Genomic DNA, 21,452 nt, shown 5'->3' with positions numbered 1-21,452 from the left:
ATGAAAGTATATACTAAAACAGGAGATAAAGGAGAAACTTCCTTATTTGGAGGTAAAAGAGTAAAAAAGTCTCACCCTAGAATTGAGGCTTATGGAACCATTGATGAATTGAATTCATATGTTGGTCTTATTCGTGATCAGGATGTCAATATTCCACGAAGTGCCGTTTTAAAAGAAATTCAAGACAGGCTTTTCACTATTGGAGCTGAATTAGCTGCCGACCCAGACAAACCTCAATTGAAAAAACCTGATTTATACGAGTCAGATATTGAGTATTTGGAAAACGCCATTGATGAAATGGAAGTAGACCTTCAGCCTTTAAAGTATTTTGTTCTTCCAGGTGGACACACTTCAGTTTCTTTTTGTCATTTAGGAAGAACTGTTTGCAGAAGAGCTGAGCGACTTGCTATTTCTTTGGATGAAGAAGATGGGTTATCAGATTACATTATTGTTCGTTATCTGAACCGATTGTCTGATTACCTTTTTGTGCTGTCAAGAAAAATGGCAGCTGACCTTAAAGTAGATGAGAATTACTGGATTCCAAGAAAATAATAATTGAAAAGGCGCCTTTGATGATACACTTCAAAGGCGTTTTTTTATGCTCAAAATTTTATATCTCATCAATCATAAAGTCTTTCCCCTTCCCAAACTGATACAGCTCACTTAAATAACACTGCTCCAGAGTATCTACTATTTTGATTAAATAATCATCATTTGGAGTAATAGACAATGTTTCAAAAATAAACACCTCCCCGTAGTTAATTAATTTATAGGTTCTACCAACCCTCATGATATTGAAACTAATGGACATTTTGAATTATTTTTAATAATTATGTTTAATTTATTGACAATGTTTAAATTTTAAACTAATTTTACATCGTAATCAAATTTAAAGATGACACCTTAATCATTCCAGCTATCAAGTGTTCATTTTTAAATCATTTGATCGAGGTAGTAAGTAAGAGCGTGTTTGAAATATCTATTTTAGTAAAAATCCACCCTTTCAGAACGTGAGTTTATTAATTTCATCAACTATAGAACCACTATTTTCTCTGAAATTAATTTCCTCACAACCTAAAATGGAAAATTTTTACTTCTAAAATATATACTCCAAACATGCTCTAAGTTTTCAATTTTCTCAAAGGTAAAGTTTTGTTGTCATGTATTTTCTTAAAAATCAATCAGAATTAGCTGTTTCCAGTAATAATGTTTCGGTAGGAATTAAATTTCCTAACAATCTGTATTTACGTTACCGAGGTAATGTCTACTCTTTCATCATCAACCCAAAACTCTTATTGGCAACAATCGCTTTGATGTTGACTCTTTTAATGGTTCAATTGTTTTCTAGCCCTGAAGAAAAAGTAATTTTTGTGCAGGCACCCATCCAGTATAATTACGGTAATAATGAACCGACAATGGATGAGTTTATCGAAGACTTTGGTATCAATATAGAAGAAGTCAATCATGCAGGCACTACCATCATTCCTGTTAAAACCGCCCAAAATATTTCTGATCAGTACAAGGAACAGAAATTAAACAGTGTTGCCTCCTCTTTGGATCGTTTTCAGATTGAACGTCAGTTATTAGTGACTGATTACTTGATCGAAGAGAAGGTGACTAGAGTAGATCAATTAAAAAGTGAGTCTTTAATAGAACTCAATTCAAAAATCTCTGGCCTCTTCAAAAATTATGTTTTGGATCAGATGCAGGCTCCTCCTCATGTGTATGCGTTTTTTACTTCTTCTTCTCCATTGAAAAAGATAGAAACAGCATTAATGGAACAAGCGAGATATCATGTCCCTGCCTCTATCACTTTAGCTCAAGCCGCTTTGGAAACAGGTTATGGAAAAAGAGTGATTGGTAATAATTATTTCGGAGTAAAGGATAAAACAGGTAAAACTACTCCTATCACTACTACTGAATATTACACAAAAGAAGAATTCAAAAGAAATAAAGGAATCATTGTTTCTTCGCAAAAGGTAAAACGAAATGGTAAAGTCTTGTACAAATGCGTAGTGAAAGACTCTTTTGCAGAGTACAAATCACCATGGGAATCTTTCAGAGCACATTCACTTTTCCTTAATAAGCAAAAAAGATATGCTCCACTTTTTACCCAAGGAAGGGATTATGCCTCTTGGGCAGATATGATTGGTTCCACAAAATACGGAGGAGTAGGTTATGCTACTTCACCTTTATATGGTGAATTATTAAAGAAAATAATCAAAAGGTATCATTTAGACCTTTTAGATTACTAGTGTCAATTTGAGGTCAGGAGTAAAAGAAAGAGGGAAGAGTGTTTCACGTTACACTACTTCCCTCTCATTTTATAATTACTGGAGTGATATATTTTTTGGTGAAGAATTTCAATCCACATTTTCTTAATTCTTCACTCTTAACTCTTCATTCAAAAAAGTCTAATACCCCTGGCTTTTCAATGCGTCTAATACTTGTTGATCTTTTTCTTTTGAAAGTGCTTCACTCACCCTTTTATTGACTGTTTCACTTTCCAAAATTGGGCTAATGGCCTGATAGGCCGCCACTTTAGTATCTGTACTTGCTCCACTATTAGTAGAGTACTTCAAGATAATATCTGTTGCTTGTGATTTCTCTTCTTCTGTTTCTAGTGTAATGATATAACCTGTCATGGTTCTGAACATATACTGACGGAATTGATCATTCATCTCTGCTAATTTCTTATCATACCATTCTAATTTTCCCTTTGTTCCAAACTGACCATAAATCATAGAGGAAACAAAAACGATATTTGGATTTCGAGCCTCTTCAAATTTTTCAACAGTAGGAATAACACTAGGTCCTTCTATTTCAGATACTGCATATAAAGCTGTAGCTACTACCATATAAGAACTGTCATTCATAGCTTGCTTGGCGATTGGAATAAAGTCTTCACTAATACCACCTAATGTTGTCAATGCAGTTGCTCTTACGGATGAATTAGGGTCATTTACAACCAGGTTCTTAAGAATAGCCTTTGTTTCAGTCAAATCTCCTGTGCCTTGATAACCGTCAAAAAGACCGGCTGCTGTTTCTCTAATACCCCAGAATGGATCTTTTAAGTAAGTATTCAATTCACTGACCAATGAAGGGTCTGCAATAATTGAATTCCCTAAATTTTCCAAAGCCTCTACTCTATGCATCACATTTTCTGCACGCTTAGCTTGAATTAAATAAGCATCTGTACTTTTAGTATGAGAAATAACTCCTGGAATAATATGAGCAGGGTCGAAGATGACCAAATCAGGTTTTGTATCCAACATAAAAGAGAATGTCTGTTGTTCTTTATCTAAAACGATAGCTCTGTCTTCTTTTTTACCATCTTTCCATAAAAACTGAACTTTTGTTGGAATACGATAAATTGGAGTATACTCTGGATCTTGACGTTGTTGTACAGTCAGTTTCAAAGTATTGCCGCTGAATTTTTCCATTACAAGAATATCAGGATGCCCTGCCTTCATAAACCACTGATCAAAGAACCAATTCAAATCCTGGCCAGTCACTTCTTCAAATGCAATTCTTAAATGTGCAATTTCCGCCGCCTTAAAAGCATTATTCTTTAAATAAAGTGCCGCTCCCTCAAAAAAGGCGTCATCACCAATTGTGTTTCTCAATAAATTCAATGTGTAACCACCCTTTGCATACGAGTGACTATCAAACATATCCTCTTTATTCATATAATGGTAACGGATCAGCGGTTCTTGCTTCATCTCCGATTCTGCTAAATAGCTTTCTAATTCCGATTGCAAATTAAAATCCGCCTCATCTTTTCCGTGCTTATACTCTCTCCATAAATACTCACTGTAATTGGCCCATGATTCATTCAAAGGTAAATTAGCCCATGACTCCGTTGTTACTAAATCACCAAACCAATGATGAAACAACTCATGTGCTACAATAAAATCCCAATCCTGATCCAGCTTTTCTCTATCATCTACTTGTACAGCTTCCATAAAAGTAGAAGCCGAAGTATTTTCCATTGCTCCACTCACAAAATCACGGATAATGATTTGAGAATATTTATCCCAAGGGTACTCATACTGAAACTTATTAGAGAAGAATTCCAACATCTCTGGGGTATTTCCAAAAATTGTTCTTGCATATTTTTCATATTCAGGCTCTACATAATAGCTCACTTCTTTCCCTCTCCACTCATCTTTCACTACTGCGTAATCACCTACTGCCATCATGGTTAGATAAACTGAATGTGGTTGCTCCTGTTTCCAGTGATCCGTTCTTGTTCCATTTGAATTTTTCTTTTGAGAAACCAAACGGCCATTAGAAAGTGTCACATACTTATCCTGTACCGTCATGAAGATATCTTGCTTCATTTTTACATTAGGGTGATCAAATGTTGGGAACCAGCAAGAGTTAGCACTTGTTTCACCTTGTGTCCATATCTGCTGTGGCTTACCAATTTCGTCACCTAATGGATTGATAAAATATAATCCCTTATCACTTGTGATGGCTTCACTACCTGAAGTCTGTCTTTCATTTGGTTTTGCAGTATAAGAAATGTGCAAACCAAAAATATCCTTTCTTGTATAGTCTTTATCCAATGCAATCGTTATCTGCAAGCTATCATAGCTGTAATCTAAAGACTGTAATACGTTCTGTTTTTTATCTGTTAATTCAATTTTATGTATATCAAAATTCTTTGCATCAAGAATTACTTCATTTTGAGTATAAAAATGAGGCTGTAAAGTCAATACTGCATCACCTGACATTCTTTGTTTCTCCCAATCAAAGCTCACTTTTAATTGTGTATGTAATAAATCAAAAGCAGTACTGAAAGATGGGTTATAAGGCCCTTTTTTAGCGACCCAATCTGGAACTACTTTCTCTTCTTTAACTGGTGCTGCTGGAGCTATTGGAGCGACAGGGGTTACTTCTGTTAGGTTTCCATTATCCTGAGCTGTAGGCTGTGTGGTTTTGCAGGCATTCAAAGCACCAATTACAAAAAGCACTGATACAGATCGTTTAATTTTGTATAGCATAAAATGGTTTTCTTCTTTTTGTGAAATTTCATTATGAAAATAGCTCAGAAAATCGAGAGTTAGAATGATATTCACTTTTAATATGACAAATTCGACAGATTTATATAACTTCATAGAGAAATTAACCATTCAATCTGCCCAATACTGACAATTTGTCGAGGATTCCATTCATGGGTCGTTTATTGGTTGAGACGAAGTACCAAAACAAAATTTCTTATTTCAATATTTGATTTTAGTACATACCAAAAAAGATATATGGAAAAATTTAGATCAACAACCGTCCTTGCCATCAAAAAAGATGGAGAGGTAGCACTTGGTGCTGATGGACAAGCTACTTTTGGAAATACAGTAGCAAAAAGTAATGTAAAAAAAGTAAGAACATTAATGGGAGGTAAAATCGTTTGCGGTTTTGCAGGATCTACAGCAGATGCTTTTACTTTAATGGAGCGTTTTGAAGAAAAATTAAATGCTTTTAATGGTAATATGAAGCGTGCGGCAATCGACTTAGCGAAAGATTGGCGTATGGACAGATATTTGAGAAAATTAGAAGCTATGATGATTGTAGCGGATATCAATGATGTTTTAATCATTTCTGGTACAGGTGATGTAATCGAGCCTGATCATGATATTGCTGCTATCGGTTCTGGTAGTATGTATGCTCAGTCGGCCGCTTTAGCCCTTAAAAAACATGCTAGCGATATGTCTGCTGAAGAGATGGTACGTGAAGGACTAAGCATTGCCGCTGATATCTGTATCTACACTAACCACAACTTTGTGATTGAAAAAGTAAAAGCATAAAAATAAAGCATGGAATCTTTCGAATTACCCATCGAAAATACTCCTTTGCAAGAACTAACGGACTCTATTTTTTCTGAAAATGGAGTTCGTTTTTTTGTTAAAAGAGATGACCTTACCCACCCTGAAGTTTCAGGAAATAAATGGCGGAAATTAAAATACAATTTACTTCAAGCTAAAAAAGAAGGCTATCAGAAGATACTCACCTTTGGCGGTGCTTACTCTAATCATATACACGCCTTTGCGGCGGCTGGAAAATTATACGGACTTGATACCATTGGAGTAATCAGAGGTGAAGAACATTTGCCATTAAACCCTACTCTTGATTTTGCCACTCAACAAGGAATGGAACTTACCTATCTTGACCGTTCTTCTTTTCGGGATTATAAAAGCCATATTCCAGTACTTGAAGAAAAGTTTGGTTCATTTTATATGGCTCCTATGGGAGGATCAAATACACTTGCTCTCAAAGGTGTTGGTGAATTGGGTGAGGAATTGAACGAAGTGCTTGAAGCAGGAGATTATGTTTGTACGGCTTGTGGTACAGGAGGAACACTAGCGGGTTTGATCTCATCTTTAAGGTCTGATGTCAATGTGATTGGCTTTCCTGCTTTAAAAGGAGGTGAGTTTTTGTATGATGACATCAATGAATTTTTAGAAGGATTAGACGCTTCATCTTTCCCTCAATGGACGCTCAATACCGATTATCATTTTGGTGGTTATGCCAAGAAAAAGCCTGAATTGATGGCATTTATTGATCAATTTCATCAAAAATATAACATCGAGCTGGAACGCATTTATACTGGCAAAATGATCTATGGAGTAACGGACTTAATAAAGCAAGGATACTTTAATAAAGGACAGAAAATCATTGTTTTACATTCGGGTGGATTGCAGATAAATCGGTAATGACGGTACTATTTGATGATATTAAACAGTGAAATGTAATTACTACACTTTAAACTTGACTTTCTCATAAAATTAACATATTTTAAAATTATAGAAAAAGGAATAAAATATTACGTTTCAACCTCAACCTATAAACATCTCTAACATTTATAACAACGTTTAATACTGTATTCTTATTCGTCATCAAAAAACTATCATCATGAAAAAAACATTCATCCTTGCCCTCTTAATTGGGTTTACTTCTGCCTTTGTTTTCGCTCAAACAGAAGAAATTAAAAAAATTAATGAAGAAGAATATTCACAAGTAGAGTATTCAGTATTAGAGTCACTAGGTCCCCAATATTTAAGCAGTTTAGAAACTACGCTTACAGAATTAGACTGGGGTTTAAACAATCATGAAGAGTTTAATGCCCTTCACGAAGAAAGTACACTTGTATCAGAAGTTTATGTTTACAGTGCTGATGATTTCAGATTAATCCACTATCACAATGGAGATGTTCATGATGTAGACTTAGAACAAATAGCACAAAAAGCGGATCTTCTAATGAACAATGATGGTACTTATTATTACGTTTTAAGAGATTAATAAATAAAAAAATTAGAAGTATTTATTTAAAATTGAGGCAATCTATAGCAAGATTGCCTTTTTAATTATAATTATTTCAAATGAATAGAGTAACATTATCTTGATTATTATAAATTTGCAGTGACAAAGGAAATGTGGTGTTATTAAATTATTAATTCTCACCTGCAGATCCTCCTGTCTTTCGTCTTGAATTATAGATAGCGTACCAAAAAAAATATACTGATGTCTTCAGTTAAAATCTTTTCAGCTTCGGGAACAGAATATCTCGCGAGCAAAATAGCACACTCTTATGGTAAATCTTTAGGAGATGTAGTTCTTCAACGTTTTAGTGATGGAGAAATTTCTACACACTTCAATGAGTCAATAAGAGGCTGTGATGTTTTCATCATTCAATCCACTTGTCCTCCAGCAGATAACCTTCTCGAACTTCTTTTACTGATTGATGCTGCAAAAAGAGCTTCCGCTTCTACGGTAACAGTTCTTCTTCCGTACTTCGGATATGCACGTCAGGATAGAAAAGACAAACCAAGAGTAGGTATTGGTGCGAAACTAATCGCCAACTTGTTAACTGCCTCAGGTGCTACACGTGTAGTTACTTGTGAGTTACATGCTGACCAAATTCAAGGATTCTTCGACATCCCTGTAGTTCACTTACAAAGCTCACCAATCTTTGTTCCTTACATTGAGAGCTTAGGATTAGATAACTTGACTTTCGCTTCTCCAGATGTGGGAGGTGCTAAGAGAGCAAGATCTTATGCAAAACACTTCAAAGCTGATATCGTGATGTGTGACAAGCACCGTGAAAGAGCAAATGAAGTAGCATCGATGCAAGTTATCGGTGATGTTAAAGACAAAAATGTAATTCTTGTTGATGACTTAGCAGATACAGCAGGTACTTTATGTAATGCCGCTGAGATCATCATGGAGAAAGGAGCAAAATCAGTTAGAGCAATCTGTACACACGGTGTTCTGTCTGGACCAGCTTACGATCGTGTAGCCGCTTCAGTTCTTGAAGAATTAGTTGTTACTGATACTCTTCCTGTAGAAAACAGAGAGAAAATCAACGTACTTTCAGTTGCTGAGCTTTTCGCTAAAGCAATCAGAAAGATCCAAGATCACGAATCAATTAGCTCTTTGTTCATCTAGGAACCTAGAGCTTTTTTTATAAGATTAGGCTATCTACCTCCATAACTTGTTGGTAGATAGCCTTTTTTGTTTAATAAGGTTGAATAATTCTTTCGTTTTTAATACGAAAATTATTACCTTTGCGAGCCTATTTCTAGTAATAGAAATCGTTAAGCATGTTTTGGGATGGGGTCCACCTTTCGAGAAAAGAACGATCAAGTACCAAAGCGTTTATAACATGTTTTACTTTTATATTTAAAAAATCAGATGAAAACTGTAGAAATCATCGGTTACAACCGTGAGACTGTTGGTAAGAAAGCTGCCAAAGATTTAAGAAAAGAAGGTTTAGCACCATGTGTAATTTATGGTGGTGAGCAACCAATTCACTTTGCAGTACCAATGATCTTGTTCAGAGACATTATCTATACTCCAGAGGTTTGTTTCGTAAAAATCAACATCGAAGGTGTAGAGAAAACTGCTATCGTTCAAGATTTCCAATTACACCCAGTTTCTGAGGTGCTTCTTCACGTTGACTTCTTAGAGTTAAACGATGACAAAGCTATCAAAATGGATGTACCTGTAACATTCGTTGGTAACTCTCCAGGTCTTCAAATGGGTGGTAAGCTTGTAGCTAAACTTAGAAAAATCAAAGTTAAAGCTCTTCCAGCTAACATGCCTGAGTCTGTAGAAGTTTCTGTAGAAGGTTTAGATCTTGGTAAATCAGTTCGTATTGGATCAATTACTCCAGACAACTACGAGATTCTTTACAATGATTCTGTAACAGTAGCATCAATCGCTATTCCAAGAACTCTTCGTTCAGCAATGGACGCAGCAGGAGACGAGTAGTCATTGGCTGTTTAAAGATACAAAGAGAGGTACAGTATTTCTGTACCTCTTTTTTTTGGCTGTTTTTTTTTGTATCTAGTAAATGAATATACAATCATTTACCAATGACCATCTCATCTCAAACTCCAAAACACTTTTTTTTAAATCTAGAAAAAGGCAATATCGAATGTCTTCAATTCGGCGAAGGTGAAAAACTTTTGATCTGCATTCATGGTTTTGGAGACAGTGTCAATCTCTTTCGATCTATTGCTCCTGCTTGGGAAAAAGATTATACTATGGTTGCTTTTTCTCTGCCTTATCATGGCAAAACAGATTGGGGACCTTCTTATTTTTCTTCTAGAAATATAAAAGAGATCATTGATGTTATTCTTGAAAGGTTTCAGAAAGATCGATTTTCTATTTTGGGGTATAGTATGGGTGGAAAGATTACAATGTATTGTATTCAAAAGTACTATAGTTCTTCTATTGATCAACTGATATTATGTGCTTCTGATGGATTAAAAACGCATATTCTTTATGACGTCTCAAAGCTTCCAAGATTGTATCTGGAATTGACCATGCTGTTGCTTCGTTTCCCGAAAGCGATGTTCAAATTAGTGGGATGGATACATAGAAGAGGTTATTTATCAAAATTCCTTTACGATTTCTTTATGAATCACTTTGCAACCCAAGAACAGAGAAGACGCTTTTTTGGTGTTGCTACTTCTTCAAGGTATATGAGTCCTGACTTAAAACAACTTGCTTCCCAAATTAATCAACATAAGATCCCCGTTGATATGTATTTTGGTAAAAGAGATGAAGTGATTTTAATGGAAGGTGCTATTCGTTTCTCAGAGTTAATTGATAATGTTAGGTTTTATGAATTAGAAAAAGGACATTTATTGATTGATGAAGATTTATGTCTTTTAATGAAAGAAAATAAGGCCTAAGTACTTCATCAAAAAAAGCTTTTTTCTCTTCACTCTTCTTGATGAAATACGTCATCCTAATTTTATTATTTTCTAAATCGATAAGTCAACTTAGCAATAAAAACATTCTCCAAAGGCGAATCAAAAATACCATTCACTATTTCTGAAAATGAAAACTCTCTGAAAGGCTCAGCTAAATCTCCCCTGCCCTGTGACCATACCATAAAAAAGGTACAACCTGGCTTATACTCCCACCTTAATACCAAATTGGAATTGAAATCAATGACATCAAAATCAGGCTTTTCAAAAGTATAATTACCATTCTGATCAAATACAGTATACTCTTCATTTTCTGAGTTATAACTGATCTCATCTGTAGTGAAAGTATGAATCCTATTTTCATATTTCCCTGCTTTTGGATCTTCTACTCTTTTGAAATCATAATAATCACCCCTTGAAGCAAAAGGCTGTGCATAATACTGTAATGAAAGATTGGGTCTTAAAATTAAATTCCCTCTGATGGTTACACCTGTAGTATGTTGTTCTATTCTTCCTAAAACATAATTATCTCCTGCAGTATTTGATTCTGTAGTAACATACTGAATATGATCTTGGTTATAAGAGATAAATGGGAATATACCAATCTCCAATGCATTAATTGGTCTGTAATTCATCCCCACCCAAGCATCAAAGTTTTTTCCTGCATTATCTTGAGTAACAGCAAACTCATTCCCAAATTCAAAAGCGAGTTTTTTCCTTCCATCACTTTCTATGCTATACCAAAATTGATTTCTGTTCGGTCTTAAGAAAGCTGGCCCTCCTCTTAACATAAAGTTGCTGAGTCTTTGTCTTTGAAGTGAACCACCTGTTGAGAATTCCCAGAAGTTTTTAAACTCAAGGTTTACATTTCCATGTAAACCTAAATAGGTATTCTTACCTCCATAATCAAAATAAGCATACTGTCTTACATTCGCATTAATCCTTCTGAAAATAGATACAGGCTGTAAAGTTTGATACCCCACCATACTCCATTGATTCATCAGGTCGGCGGCATTCATAAAACCAATATCATTAATCTCGAATTTAGGAGATCTCCAAGTTCCTCCAATTTCATATCTCCAAGGACTACCTCCATTTCGACCAAACTTCAAATATCCTCCTGTTCCGGTCATAGAAGTAGCTGTAGTATCTACATTCACATAACTAGCATCAGGACGCTGAAAGAAATGCCTTCCGGATTCTTGTGTATTTGTTATCGCTTCAGGATCTCCTTCTACATGACTCACCATAAAATTACCTTGGATATAATAAGACCTGTCTTTCCATTGATGAAGAAAATCTATTCCTCCTGAATAAGCATCAGTATGTAAAAATCGTAGGTTATCAGAATCAATTGTTCTATTAGTAGCTGTAAAAGCTACTCCTACAACAGAGTTTCCTTGATTGATATCCTGAGTGGCTCTTGCTACAAAATAGTTCGTAAACGGTTCTACAGTCTCTTCGGATTTTTCACCTTTTGTATCAATTTCTGCAGTAGTAGCCATTGTGATATTGTTCATCACACCAAAAGCAAAACCATTTTTATTTTTACCCGTCAATTTAAATGCTCCCAAAATAGGTACTACTTTAGGCTGATCAATAAACTGTCCTTCTTCCGTTTCTGGTTCATAACTCGGAGATCTACCTATACGCCTTGTATAAACTAAGTTATCCCTAGAAAAATTACCTCCGGCATTGGAACGTGTTCCGGGAAATGAAAGTGTATTTCGACCTTCAATAAAAAAGGGTCTTCTCTCTCTGAGAAAAATTTCAAAAGTTGATAAATTCAGCTGTGATGGATCTGCCTCCACCTGACCAAAATCAGGGTTGATAGTAAAATCTAAAGTAATATCACTTGTGATACCAATTTTTCCATCCACACCTGCATTGGCAGAATATTCAGAACCTGTTTTATAAGGGTTTCCTTCCTCTTTCTTTCCTCTGTCATTTCTAGCGAGAACGAAAGGAGCTATCTCTAATTGTTTTTGAGGTTTGATGCCTTTCAAACCTTTCAATTCACCAAAAAGATGCACCCAACCTGGAGAATCTTTAGGAATATATTGCCAGTAAGAACGTTCATTGTTTCTAAATAAACGGCGAGTCACCTGTAATCCCCATGTGAGGTTTTCTGAATTAGTAAAACGTAACTGTGAAAGTGGTATTCTGATTTCTGCATTCCAGCCGTCTTTATCAATGGTCGTTTTTGCCCACCAAATTGCATCCCAGTTGGAGTCCCAATTCCTTCCGTTATTCGAAATTGCTTCATCTCCAATCACTCCAGAAACACTGACAGTAAATGAAAAGGCATTGGTCAAATCGTGATAAGAATCTATGTTAACTTCCACAAAATCGCCTTCAAAACCATCTCGTCTTGACATTCTTTTGACTATACTATCCGGAGCAGTATCATAAGCTTTGATAGCAAAATACATGTATTTGGCATCGTACATTACTTTAAATGCCGTTTTTTGAGAAGGAGGAGCTCCATCTATAGGATCCCGTTGTGTAAAATCTCCTGCCCAATCAACATTTTGCCATGCAGGATCATCAAATTTACCATCTATGGTAATTTCGCTGTTTTCGAGAGATCGAGTAAAATAAGTTTTCTTTTCTTCGTGGTTATTTTCATTAATTTGACAAAGTGCAATAAAGGGCACTAGTTGAAAGAACCAAATCAATGGGTAGCATTTTGTTAATTTCAATGGAGTAGAGCTTAGTATAAATGCACTATGACGGATGAATTGGTATTTTGCTGTCCTAGTGCCATGTAGACAAGTATCAAAAATTCCTGTTCTTTATGATTCTAGGTAAAGAACAGGAATTTATATTTGAGATAAATGTAGCAATTTTAAATGTGTGTTTAAAGTTATAAACAACTTTATTTCATCTTAGAAAAAGAGATAGGCAAGGAAAATTGCAGCGATTACACCCATAAAATCAGCGAATAAACCACAAGTGATGGCATATCTTGTTTTTCGGATATTGACAGAACCAAAGTAAACGGCTATGATATAAAATGTGGTATCCGTAGCTCCCTGCATCATAGAAGACAGCTTTCCTGCAAAAGAGTCAGCCCCCTCTGCATTCATAATATCCAACATCACTCCTCTTGCACCACTTCCACTCAACGGTTTCATAAATGCTACAGGAAGAGCATCTACAAATGCGGCATCAATGCCAATTCCATCTTGGATCGCCCATTTAATCCCGTCCATAATATATTCTAATGCTCCAGAAGCTCTAAACATACCGATCGCTACAAGTATTGCTACGAGATAAGGTATAATTGTTACCGCTGTTTTAAATCCTTCTTTGGCTCCTTCTATAAATGCATCATAAGCATTAATTTTTCTATAAGCCGCCAGTCCTACAAATGAACAGATAATACTTAATAAAATCAGGTTTCCTGCTACCGAAGACACAGTATTCGCTTCTTCAGGCGACAAGTGATAAAAAAGAGTAATCGTACCAACGATCAATAATACGAGTCCTCCAATATAGGAAAGTATTACTCCATCCAATAAATTAATTTTCTGATAAACTGATACGATTAATAAGCCTGCCAATGATGAGATACTCGTGGCCAATAATATAGGAATAAAGACATCTGTGGGGTTTGCCGCTCCTAATTCTGCTCTGTACATCATGACTGTAATTGGTATCAATGTCAAACCTGACGTATTTAATACCAGAAACATAATCATAGGATTAGAGGCAGTATCTTTTTTCTTATTGAACTCCTGCAATTCTTTCATTGCTTTAAGCCCCAAAGGTGTAGCAGCGTTATCCAAACCCAGCATGTTCGCTGAAAAATTCATCATCATAGATGAAATAGCAGGATGATTTTTGGGTACATCTGGGAATATTCTTGAAAAAAACGGTCCTACTAATTTGGTCATTACCTGTACTGCCCCGCCTTTCTCTCCTACGCTCATCAGTCCCATCCATAATGCCAGCGTTCCTGTTAATCCAATAGAGATATCGAATGCTGTTTTGGACATGCTGAATGTACTGTCAATAATCAAAGCAAAAGTGGTGGCATCACCAAAAAATATCCATTTACTGAGAGCAACGACAAATGCTCCAAGTATAAAAAATATCCATATATAATTTAAGGCCATAAAGTCTAAAAAGTATAGTTCTTAATCAAAAAGTGAAGTTAAGCATCTATTCCATTAAAATGAATCTCTGATTTACAAAAAAAACCCTTCACCTATTTACAAGATGAAGGGCTGATTAAAAATTCGTTTTTATGTAATCACCTATACTGATTGACGTTTTGTTAAAACAGACCCAATCAAAATACCTACAACTGGAAATAAAACACCGATTAAGGCATAGTACTGAAGCGCCGTACTTGACAGTTCAATCACATCTGAATCGATAGCAAATCCTACTTGAGGGGCTACATAATAAATGACTGCAGCACCAAGGCCAATTGCACCAAAGACAAAGCCAAGGACTAAAGAGAGCTTTACCATTCTAGCAAGAGAGTTGATAATTCTTTCTAAAAAGGATAATTTCTCATCATTTTGAAATAATGATAGCAGAGAGGGTATAATTATCCCTACGACTGCTAATAATGTTAATGTTCTCATAATACTCTATTCTATTAAATTTGTTAGTAGCTGATTATTCAAAAAAAATTGACGATAGTTATAACAATTGACAAATGAATAATAAATTGAAGTATAAGTATATTAGTAAAAAATACACTTATAAGTTACAGTGGTAAATTTACTTAAAAAATTTAAAAAAAACATATATTAATACTTCAATATATAAGATTTATCAATTCATTAATATGAAAACCGATGAATTAAAAGGGAAATTATAGATACGGTACGGTTTTGAAGATTATTAAACCTATTAAAAAACTATATTTTTAGATGCTAAAAAGAATACTACTATCCTTATTGATGTTTCCGTTGCTTTGTAATACAATAACAGCACAGAATATTCACGAGGAAGATGCAATAAAAAAAATACTTGAAGGGAACATTGAGGGAGCTATCACAGACCTTAGACTGTCTTTAGAAAAAGACTCTACTGCGGTACTTTCACAATTTGCTTTAGCCAATCAATTATTTGAAAAAGTAGAAGCTGATGAAAAAAGAAACAGGGTAAATATCCGGTTCGTAAATATGGACGGCTATTTCAAAGATTTTAAAGAAGCCTATGAGTGGTCATTGGTTGCATCTGAAAACTATAAAAAACTCACTGAAGAAGAAAAGAAAAGAATCAGACAGTCGCTTTCTGTTACAGGCGATGAAGTTACCGGGTTTCTGACATCTCGAATACAATCAGAAGCTTTTGCGTTCCTTAATCAAGCACCTTACAGAAGACCTACACATCAGCTGTATAGAACTGAAGTTTACAATAGAATTATGGAAGGCGACACATTGATGGCTTTGAGAGAAATCTTTATCCGTCAGTGTGGAGAATATATAGATGATTATCCTAAATCACCCTATCTGCAAAAAGTCAATGAACTGAGAAAAGGTGTATTAAAAGAATATCTTACTAATACTACATTAAGACAATACGGCGATAAATCGGGGCATATGTTTGAAAGATATTGCCATGAAATCATAGAGCTCTATCCTGAAGAGGAACTTAAAGACCTTATTCCTATTTACTATGGTAAAGAATATGGCTTCTCGAAAGAGAATATGTATAAAGCAGAAGGATACAAGAAATTAAAATCTTTTGCTGATAGTGAAGGGCTGAGTATGATAGAGGTTTTATGTCAGCTCAATATTCATGATGGTGATTGTCAAACACAAAATGAAGGTTTGTACGACCGTTTTATCCGTCATATGGCACCAATGGATATTGCATTGATTGCCGTAAAGAAAATGACAGCTCCTCCTTTTAAGGCTCACAATTTTACTGAGGTCCAAAACATTTATAAAAAATACAAACCTCTTTTTCCTGAACAGCAGAAATATTTTGACAGCATATTGGAGCTTTTCACCAGAGAAGAAACTCCACGTTATCTTGCCAACTTAGGTAATAATGTCAATACGATAGCCAGAGAATATCAACCTGTCATTACACTTGATGAAGAGTATCTGTACTTTGCTCGAAAAACGGCTAAATCAGGTGAAGATGTGTATGTTTCTAAAAAAGATCATATTACGGGAGAATGGGGTTTTGCAGAAGAAATTTTTGAAGTGAATACAGAGTCACATGAAGTGCCTTTAGGGGTAAGCGGTGATGGACGTACTTTATTACTGTATGGCAACTATAGTAAGATAAAGCGCTTCTCTTATGTTCGAAATACCGAAAGTCGACTTGGAAAAGGAGATTTTTACTATTCAACAAAAATGAAAGATGGGAAATGGAGCGCCGTCAATGTCTTCAAATACCCTATCAACACACCTTATTATGAAGCCGGTTTAAGTTTATCATTAGAGGGCGATCTTGCTTTTTTCACTTCAGACCGTCCTGGAGGCGTTGGGGGCTATAACCCTAATTACCCTGATGATGGATTGTATTTTCATGGTTCCGGAGAATTCAACACTGATATTTATGTTTCTGTAAAAAATGAAGATGGATCGTGGGGAGAACCTATCAATCTAGGAGAAACCATCAATACACCTTTTGCTGAGAAAAACCCATACTTACATCCTGACAAAGAAACTTTATACTTCTGTTCGGATGGACATCCTGGTCTTGGTGGCTATGATATCTTTATGGCGAAGCGACTGGATCATGACAGATGGGACAAATGGAGTGAACCTATCAACTTAGGTATCTCTGTCAATGGTGTCGATGATGATGCGTTTTATCTAACTTCCGTTGGTGATAAAGCATTGGTAGTATCTTCTAAGGAAAAAGAAAATTATGGCAGGGATGATATTTATGAATTAAAAATTCCTGAAGCTGTACGACCGATGCCTATGCTTTTTGCCCATGGTAAAGTAGTTGACCCAGACGGAGAAGGAATTCCAGAGCTATCCATTAAAGTTGTTTCTGCAGACGGGGAAGAAATATTAAAAAGAAAAACAGCTGATAATGGAGAATTCCAAATTGCTGTACCCCAAGATCAAGAATACCTTATTTATGTAGATGACGAGAATTATATCGGAAGCAGTGTGGAATTAACAGACGATCCTGATCATAATCTTCTACTGCAGCCTATGGAGACGGTGGACTTAAAAGATGAATCCGGTGATGCTTCTTTTATCATGACAAGTTTGAATTTCGATACTAATTCTTCAAATATCAGAAGTGAGTCTTTCTTTGATCTTGACCGCTTAGCAGTGATGATGACTAGAAATCAGCTTTGGATTTTAGTGATTGAAGGACACACTGATAACGTAGATACAAAGGAATATAATATTGAACTTTCCAAAGCTAGAGCCAATGCAGTGAAACAATACCTTGTTAACAAAGGAATTCACACATCAAGATTAGACGCTTATGGCTTCGGAGAGGAAAGACCTATTGATTCAAACTCTACAAAAGAGGGCAGGCAAGAAAATAGAAGAGTTGTTTTTACGATTCTAAAATAAAAAAAGGCACCTTAAAAAGTGCCTTATAGATAGTAGCAAGTTATTTTTTCATAGTAAAAAAGTAGCGATGAGTAAATAGCGATAAGGGTGAACAAACAACAAGTAGATATTCAATTATCTACAAATAATGTCTAGTAGAAAGTAACGAGTTAAGTAGCAATTAGCGTTTTTAATGTCTTTGTATGATGTAAATTTAAGATTTTTTAGTTTACATATTCAAATTTATTAACACTTTAATTCACATTCGTTTACAAATAGCGCTTATATCTTTGATTTGCAGGAGGTTTATTTTTTTGTATTTTTCTTAGATTAAACTTTTTATGTGGATTTTGTGTTAGATGAATCAAAGTTTAAATTTTCAAAAACCAATCAAATCAAAAAAATTAATGCGTAAAACACTAAGTGTGTACAGTTTTTGAGTAGGTTTAAATATACTTTTGATTATATTAGTATGATCGTAACTCTATATACTATTATTTTCGCTTTTAAATCATAATTCTTTAATAAACACGTAGGTAGAGTAACCGATTCAATTTGCATATAAAATTGTTGATTTATCACCATGCAGACTATATTATATACTCTTTCAGTTTTCTCTTTTATTTTATTCACTTCCTTAGGAGATTTTTTTGCAGAAGACCAAAACAATCGTCCTACTTTCACTGTGATCAAACAAGGAGTGCCTAAATCATGTCCACTAGGGGGATTGCATCTCATAGAAGGTATTGTAAGATCTGCTAATTCTGAAGAATATGTTGATGTTTACATCTACTTGCAGAACTATGATGGATCTTGGACAAAACAAGAGTTTAAAAGAAAAGGTGGAGGTGTTGTGAAATTAGACCTCTCATCATGTAATTATACAGGTAATTATTATGCACTTGCTGATTATGCGTATAACTCAGGTAAAAGAATGCCTAGTATAGCACAGGTAAAGGAAAAGCATGATAGCCAAGGTAATAACCCAAAATTTCGTGTTACTGAAAAATTCCCATTAAAGGAATGTGAGAACGGCGTAGTGGGAACCTATTTCAAGCAGGGCGAAGTTTTTACTCCTAAAGGGGAAAAAGTAGAAGTGACCATGTATTTACAAAAATCAGATGGGTCATGGAGAAAGAAGCACTTTAGAAAAGTGGGTTCTGGTTTTATACCGCTTGAGGTAAAAGGTTGTGACCTGAATGGAGTTTACAAATCAAGAATCGTATACGTCAACTAAATGATTTTGCACTTTTAGATCTTAAAATGTAACCTTTTTATTTGATTTAAGTAATTAGTGATATAAATTCTATTGCGAGATTGACAAATTGAAAAAAAAATGTATTTTCGCAAGAATTAATATTAACCTTGAAGTACTGAACACTTGCTGTTAGATTTGGGGTTTGATGCATTATCAATGTAAGACTTTAAAATAAAATATATTCATATGTATTGGACTTTAGAATTGGCTTCTTATTTAGAAGATGCGCCATGGCCGGCAACAAAAGATGAGCTAATTGATTATTCTGATCGTACTGGAGCTCCTGTTGAAGTGATTGAAAATCTTCAAGAACTTGAGGATGACGGAGAACCTTACGAAAGTATTGAGGAGATCTGGCCTGATTACCCTACAAAGGATGATTTCTTCTTCAACGAAGACGAATATTAATAACTAATACCTTTTTAAAGCTTTACCGCTTAGAGATATTATTAAAATAAAAAAGCTGACCTTGTAATAACAAAGTCAGCTTTTTTTGTGCAAAAATGCCTAAGAGCATGTTCTCACCTTATTGAATCAACGCCTCTCCTATTCTTAAATCCTCAGGCGTTGTAATTTTAATATTTTCATAGTTCCCCTCAAACAAATGCATAGCGTGTCCTGAAAACTCTGCTACGCTCGCATCATCAGTAAATGAAGGAATATAACCATTCTCAAAGGCAGGGAAAATAACATCTCCTCTAAACGTCTGAGGTGTTTGTACTAATTTGAACTCATCACGGTTGCCCATCTCATTTCCTTCCTCCGTTACTCTTCTAATTGATTCTTTGATGGCTACGGTTGGGATAGCAGAACCGTACTGCTCCGCATCTACATAACTTTGTGTAATCACACTTGTATCTACAAGAGGTCTCACTCCATCATGTACTGCAATCAAACAATCATTTTGATTAGGAATATATTGTAATGCATTATCTACAGACTGAAAACGAGAATCACCGCCTGTCACTACCTGATGAGCTGTCGTAAAGCCATGTTGCTCTACTAAAGCATTCCAAGCAGGAATTTCATTTTTAGGTAATGCTACAATAATCTGAATAGAACTATCTGCTTTTTTAAACTTATCGATGGTATGCATTAATATAGGAAGACCGTTTATTTCCATAAACTGCTTCGGCGTACTGCTCTGCATTCGAGTACCTTTGCCACCGGCTACTATAATGCTATATTTTTTCATTTTCTTTAAGTCTATATATGATTGATTAATAATAAGTACAAAAAAAGTTGTATTCTATTCTGATTAAAAAGAATCGTAGAAAGAATACATAAATATCACATAATGTTATAATTATTGTCTGACTAATTTTTGTAACTTATGTAATGGTACTTAAAGTTACTTTACTTCTCTCAAAATTCTGAGTGTAAACCCAATTAAAACTGAAACAAGATTACGAAATTCATCGAGTACTAAAACCTGAGAATACCATGGAAGAAAACCTATTTAAAGTGTACTTTGTAGAAGACAACCCAACGGAAACCATGCTAATGAGACTTGCCTTGCAACAAATCAAAAATGTTGAGGTTACATTTTTTGAAAATGGGACTGACTTATTAAAAAAATTCACTGAATCTCCTTCGGATGTTGTCGTAGCCGACCTTATACTTCCTGATTTTCATGGGCAGGAATTGATTTTCCAACTCAAAAAAATTGACAAAAAAGTAAAGGTGATTGTAATCTCAGCTCAAGAAGATGTCGAAGTGATTGCGGAACTTCAAAACCAAGATATTTTCAATTACATTGTGAAAAGTGACGGCTGTTTAAAATACCTTCAGAAAACAATTCAGGTTGCCTGTTTCCTGATCAGAAATGAATACGATTTCAGTTAGATGATTTTTCAACTTTACTTTCTCCATTCCAATGTATTCATCATATGCAACATGTCTTCTTTGATATATTCTATGACAGGTGCTAAAGAATCATTCTGAGTGGAAGTTGGGAAATACAATGCTGCTCTGAAAAAGTGCTGTGCAGAATCTGTTACAAAAAATTGAAACTGACTCGGAACGTCGCCATCTATTTCATACATCACCGCCGAATATCCTTTTTCCGTTGTGGTTGTATATTCATCAATTGCCGTTGCTCTAACGTCGTGTTTGAAAGTCAGCGTATTGGAAGTATTGATGTACCCCACCAATGAGTCGTAATTCAGCAATTTTTTATACGAAATATCCACCATCGCATTTAATGACGGATACTGCACTTCTATCCAGTAAGGTTCTGACATAAATGATTCATCAGGTACGACTACTGCATTAGAAGCGACCTCAAATAAATAAGGATAATCTTTTAATTCTCCTTTCTTAAATTCTTCACTTTTATACTGATGCTCCGGTAAATTTATCCTATAATAGCCTCTTGGTTTCGGAAAAAAAGCTTCTTCTGTGGATCCTCCACAACTGTAAATACAGCAGCTTAAAAGGAGTGCTATTGACAGTTGAAAAAATGATTTCATAACAGTA

19 protein-coding genes are annotated in these 21,452 nt (G+C 35.1%); 12 read left to right on the top strand and 7 right to left on the bottom strand.

Annotated elements, in window-relative coordinates; all coding sequences use genetic code 11:
• Window positions 1–552: a cob(I)yrinic acid a,c-diamide adenosyltransferase gene (locus HHU12_RS20755; protein ID WP_169658656.1), complete on the top strand. Its 552-nt coding sequence runs from the start codon at window positions 1–3 to the stop codon at window positions 550–552.
• A gap of 58 nt (window positions 553–610) precedes the next feature.
• On the opposite strand, the gene HHU12_RS20750 is transcribed toward HHU12_RS20755, so the two are convergent.
• The gene (locus tag HHU12_RS20750; protein ID WP_169658655.1) at window positions 611–811 is read right to left on the bottom strand and encodes a hypothetical protein; all 201 of its coding nucleotides are present in this window, start codon (window positions 809–811) and stop codon (window positions 611–613) included.
• A gap of 349 nt (window positions 812–1,160) precedes the next feature.
• Between HHU12_RS20750 and HHU12_RS20745 the strand changes: the two genes are divergently transcribed.
• Window positions 1,161–2,255 carry a glycoside hydrolase family 73 protein gene (locus HHU12_RS20745; RefSeq protein ID WP_240971053.1) on the top strand — a complete coding sequence of 365 codons (1,095 nt, stop codon included), beginning with the start codon at window positions 1,161–1,163 and terminating at the stop codon, window positions 2,253–2,255.
• Window positions 2,256–2,414: 159 nt separating this feature from the next.
• Here HHU12_RS20745 and HHU12_RS20740 read toward each other — a convergent pair whose 3' ends face one another.
• A complete protein-coding gene (locus HHU12_RS20740; RefSeq protein WP_169658654.1) occupies window positions 2,415–5,009 on the bottom strand; it encodes a M1 family metallopeptidase in 2,595 nt (864 codons plus the stop codon).
• 255 nt (window positions 5,010–5,264) lie between these two features.
• Between HHU12_RS20740 and hslV the strand changes: the two genes are divergently transcribed.
• The 6 genes from hslV to HHU12_RS20710 all read left to right on the top strand — a co-directional run bounded on the left by hslV (window position 5,265) and on the right by HHU12_RS20710 (window position 10,199).
• Window positions 5,265–5,807, top strand: coding sequence for an ATP-dependent protease subunit HslV (gene hslV, locus HHU12_RS20735; RefSeq protein WP_169658653.1), 543 nt, complete (start codon window positions 5,265–5,267; stop codon window positions 5,805–5,807).
• Between the two features lie 9 nt (window positions 5,808–5,816).
• Entirely contained in the window at window positions 5,817–6,713 is an 897-nt protein-coding gene (locus HHU12_RS20730; protein WP_169658652.1) for a 1-aminocyclopropane-1-carboxylate deaminase/D-cysteine desulfhydrase, read from the top strand.
• A gap of 199 nt (window positions 6,714–6,912) precedes the next feature.
• On the top strand, window positions 6,913–7,299 hold the full coding sequence (locus HHU12_RS20725; protein WP_169658651.1) for a hypothetical protein: 387 nt from the start codon (window positions 6,913–6,915) through the stop codon (window positions 7,297–7,299).
• A 222-nt stretch (window positions 7,300–7,521) separates the two neighbouring features.
• Window positions 7,522–8,445, top strand: a complete 924-nt coding sequence (locus HHU12_RS20720) for a ribose-phosphate pyrophosphokinase (protein ID WP_044211598.1) — start codon at window positions 7,522–7,524, stop codon at window positions 8,443–8,445.
• A gap of 246 nt (window positions 8,446–8,691) precedes the next feature.
• Window positions 8,692–9,270 (top strand): 50S ribosomal protein L25/general stress protein Ctc, encoded by a 579-nt coding sequence (locus tag HHU12_RS20715; RefSeq protein ID WP_169658650.1) that lies wholly within the window; start codon window positions 8,692–8,694, stop codon window positions 9,268–9,270.
• A gap of 104 nt (window positions 9,271–9,374) precedes the next feature.
• Complete coding sequence (locus HHU12_RS20710; protein WP_169658649.1) at window positions 9,375–10,199, top strand: alpha/beta hydrolase; 825 nt, start codon at window positions 9,375–9,377, stop codon at window positions 10,197–10,199.
• A gap of 65 nt (window positions 10,200–10,264) precedes the next feature.
• Here HHU12_RS20710 and HHU12_RS20705 read toward each other — a convergent pair whose 3' ends face one another.
• The 3 genes from HHU12_RS20705 to HHU12_RS20695 form a co-directional block, all read right to left on the bottom strand.
• Complete coding sequence (locus HHU12_RS20705) at window positions 10,265–12,919, bottom strand: DUF5916 domain-containing protein (protein ID WP_169658648.1); 2,655 nt, start codon at window positions 12,917–12,919, stop codon at window positions 10,265–10,267.
• Window positions 12,920–13,105: 186 nt separating this feature from the next.
• On the bottom strand, window positions 13,106–14,338 hold the full coding sequence (locus tag HHU12_RS20700) for a nucleoside recognition domain-containing protein (RefSeq protein ID WP_169658647.1): 1,233 nt from the start codon (window positions 14,336–14,338) through the stop codon (window positions 13,106–13,108).
• A gap of 141 nt (window positions 14,339–14,479) precedes the next feature.
• The gene (locus tag HHU12_RS20695) at window positions 14,480–14,815 is read right to left on the bottom strand and encodes a hypothetical protein (protein WP_169658646.1); all 336 of its coding nucleotides are present in this window, start codon (window positions 14,813–14,815) and stop codon (window positions 14,480–14,482) included.
• Window positions 14,816–15,106: 291 nt separating this feature from the next.
• Here HHU12_RS20695 and HHU12_RS20690 point away from each other — a divergent pair, with 291 nt between their 5' ends.
• The 3 genes from HHU12_RS20690 (at window position 15,107) to HHU12_RS20680 (ending at window position 19,382) form a co-directional block, all read left to right on the top strand.
• Window positions 15,107–17,737 (top strand): OmpA family protein, encoded by a 2,631-nt coding sequence (locus HHU12_RS20690; protein ID WP_169658645.1) that lies wholly within the window; start codon window positions 15,107–15,109, stop codon window positions 17,735–17,737.
• A 562-nt stretch (window positions 17,738–18,299) separates the two neighbouring features.
• Window positions 18,300–18,953, top strand: a complete 654-nt coding sequence (locus HHU12_RS20685) for a hypothetical protein (RefSeq protein ID WP_169658644.1) — start codon at window positions 18,300–18,302, stop codon at window positions 18,951–18,953.
• A gap of 207 nt (window positions 18,954–19,160) precedes the next feature.
• The gene (locus tag HHU12_RS20680; protein WP_044211605.1) at window positions 19,161–19,382 is read left to right on the top strand and encodes a DUF2795 domain-containing protein; all 222 of its coding nucleotides are present in this window, start codon (window positions 19,161–19,163) and stop codon (window positions 19,380–19,382) included.
• Window positions 19,383–19,500: 118 nt separating this feature from the next.
• Here the strand turns inward: HHU12_RS20680 and HHU12_RS20675 are convergent, their stop codons facing one another.
• The gene (locus HHU12_RS20675; RefSeq protein WP_169658643.1) at window positions 19,501–20,169 is read right to left on the bottom strand and encodes a 2-C-methyl-D-erythritol 4-phosphate cytidylyltransferase; all 669 of its coding nucleotides are present in this window, start codon (window positions 20,167–20,169) and stop codon (window positions 19,501–19,503) included.
• Window positions 20,170–20,417: 248 nt separating this feature from the next.
• Between HHU12_RS20675 and HHU12_RS20670 the strand changes: the two genes are divergently transcribed.
• Window positions 20,418–20,819: a response regulator gene (locus tag HHU12_RS20670; RefSeq protein WP_169658642.1), complete on the top strand. Its 402-nt coding sequence runs from the start codon at window positions 20,418–20,420 to the stop codon at window positions 20,817–20,819.
• 14 nt (window positions 20,820–20,833) lie between these two features.
• Here the strand turns inward: HHU12_RS20670 and gldD are convergent, their stop codons facing one another.
• Window positions 20,834–21,445 carry a gliding motility lipoprotein GldD gene (gldD, locus tag HHU12_RS20665; RefSeq protein WP_169658641.1) on the bottom strand — a complete coding sequence of 204 codons (612 nt, stop codon included), beginning with the start codon at window positions 21,443–21,445 and terminating at the stop codon, window positions 20,834–20,836.
• Between the last annotated feature and the right edge of the window lie 7 nt (window positions 21,446–21,452).

This window comes from Flammeovirga aprica JL-4 (genome assembly GCF_012844305.1).
Lineage (GTDB): Bacteria > Bacteroidota > Bacteroidia > Cytophagales > Flammeovirgaceae > Flammeovirga > Flammeovirga aprica.
This window is presented reverse-complemented; position numbering and strand designations above follow the sequence as displayed.

Coding starts and splice junctions, on each gene's coding strand:
- HHU12_RS20725 (WP_169658651.1), top strand. CDS start 6,913: ATGAAAAAAACATTCATCCTTGCCCTCTTAATTGGGTTTACTTCTGCC.
- HHU12_RS20750 (WP_169658655.1), bottom strand. CDS start 811: ATGTCCATTAGTTTCAATATCATGAGGGTTGGTAGAACCTATAAATTA.
- HHU12_RS20715 (WP_169658650.1), top strand. CDS start 8,692: ATGAAAACTGTAGAAATCATCGGTTACAACCGTGAGACTGTTGGTAAG.
- HHU12_RS20730 (WP_169658652.1), top strand. CDS start 5,817: ATGGAATCTTTCGAATTACCCATCGAAAATACTCCTTTGCAAGAACTA.
- HHU12_RS20675 (WP_169658643.1), bottom strand. CDS start 20,169: ATGAAAAAATATAGCATTATAGTAGCCGGTGGCAAAGGTACTCGAATG.
- gldD (WP_169658641.1), bottom strand. CDS start 21,445: ATGAAATCATTTTTTCAACTGTCAATAGCACTCCTTTTAAGCTGCTGT.
- HHU12_RS20695 (WP_169658646.1), bottom strand. CDS start 14,815: ATGAGAACATTAACATTATTAGCAGTCGTAGGGATAATTATACCCTCT.
- HHU12_RS20680 (WP_044211605.1), top strand. CDS start 19,161: ATGTATTGGACTTTAGAATTGGCTTCTTATTTAGAAGATGCGCCATGG.
- HHU12_RS20700 (WP_169658647.1), bottom strand. CDS start 14,338: ATGGCCTTAAATTATATATGGATATTTTTTATACTTGGAGCATTTGTC.
- HHU12_RS20690 (WP_169658645.1), top strand. CDS start 15,107: ATGCTAAAAAGAATACTACTATCCTTATTGATGTTTCCGTTGCTTTGT.
- HHU12_RS20710 (WP_169658649.1), top strand. CDS start 9,375: ATGACCATCTCATCTCAAACTCCAAAACACTTTTTTTTAAATCTAGAA.
- HHU12_RS20720 (WP_044211598.1), top strand. CDS start 7,522: ATGTCTTCAGTTAAAATCTTTTCAGCTTCGGGAACAGAATATCTCGCG.
- hslV (WP_169658653.1), top strand. CDS start 5,265: ATGGAAAAATTTAGATCAACAACCGTCCTTGCCATCAAAAAAGATGGA.
- HHU12_RS20670 (WP_169658642.1), top strand. CDS start 20,418: ATGGAAGAAAACCTATTTAAAGTGTACTTTGTAGAAGACAACCCAACG.
- HHU12_RS20755 (WP_169658656.1), top strand. CDS start 1: ATGAAAGTATATACTAAAACAGGAGATAAAGGAGAAACTTCCTTATTT.
- HHU12_RS20740 (WP_169658654.1), bottom strand. CDS start 5,009: ATGCTATACAAAATTAAACGATCTGTATCAGTGCTTTTTGTAATTGGT.
- HHU12_RS20745 (WP_240971053.1), top strand. CDS start 1,161: ATGTATTTTCTTAAAAATCAATCAGAATTAGCTGTTTCCAGTAATAAT.
- HHU12_RS20685 (WP_169658644.1), top strand. CDS start 18,300: ATGCAGACTATATTATATACTCTTTCAGTTTTCTCTTTTATTTTATTC.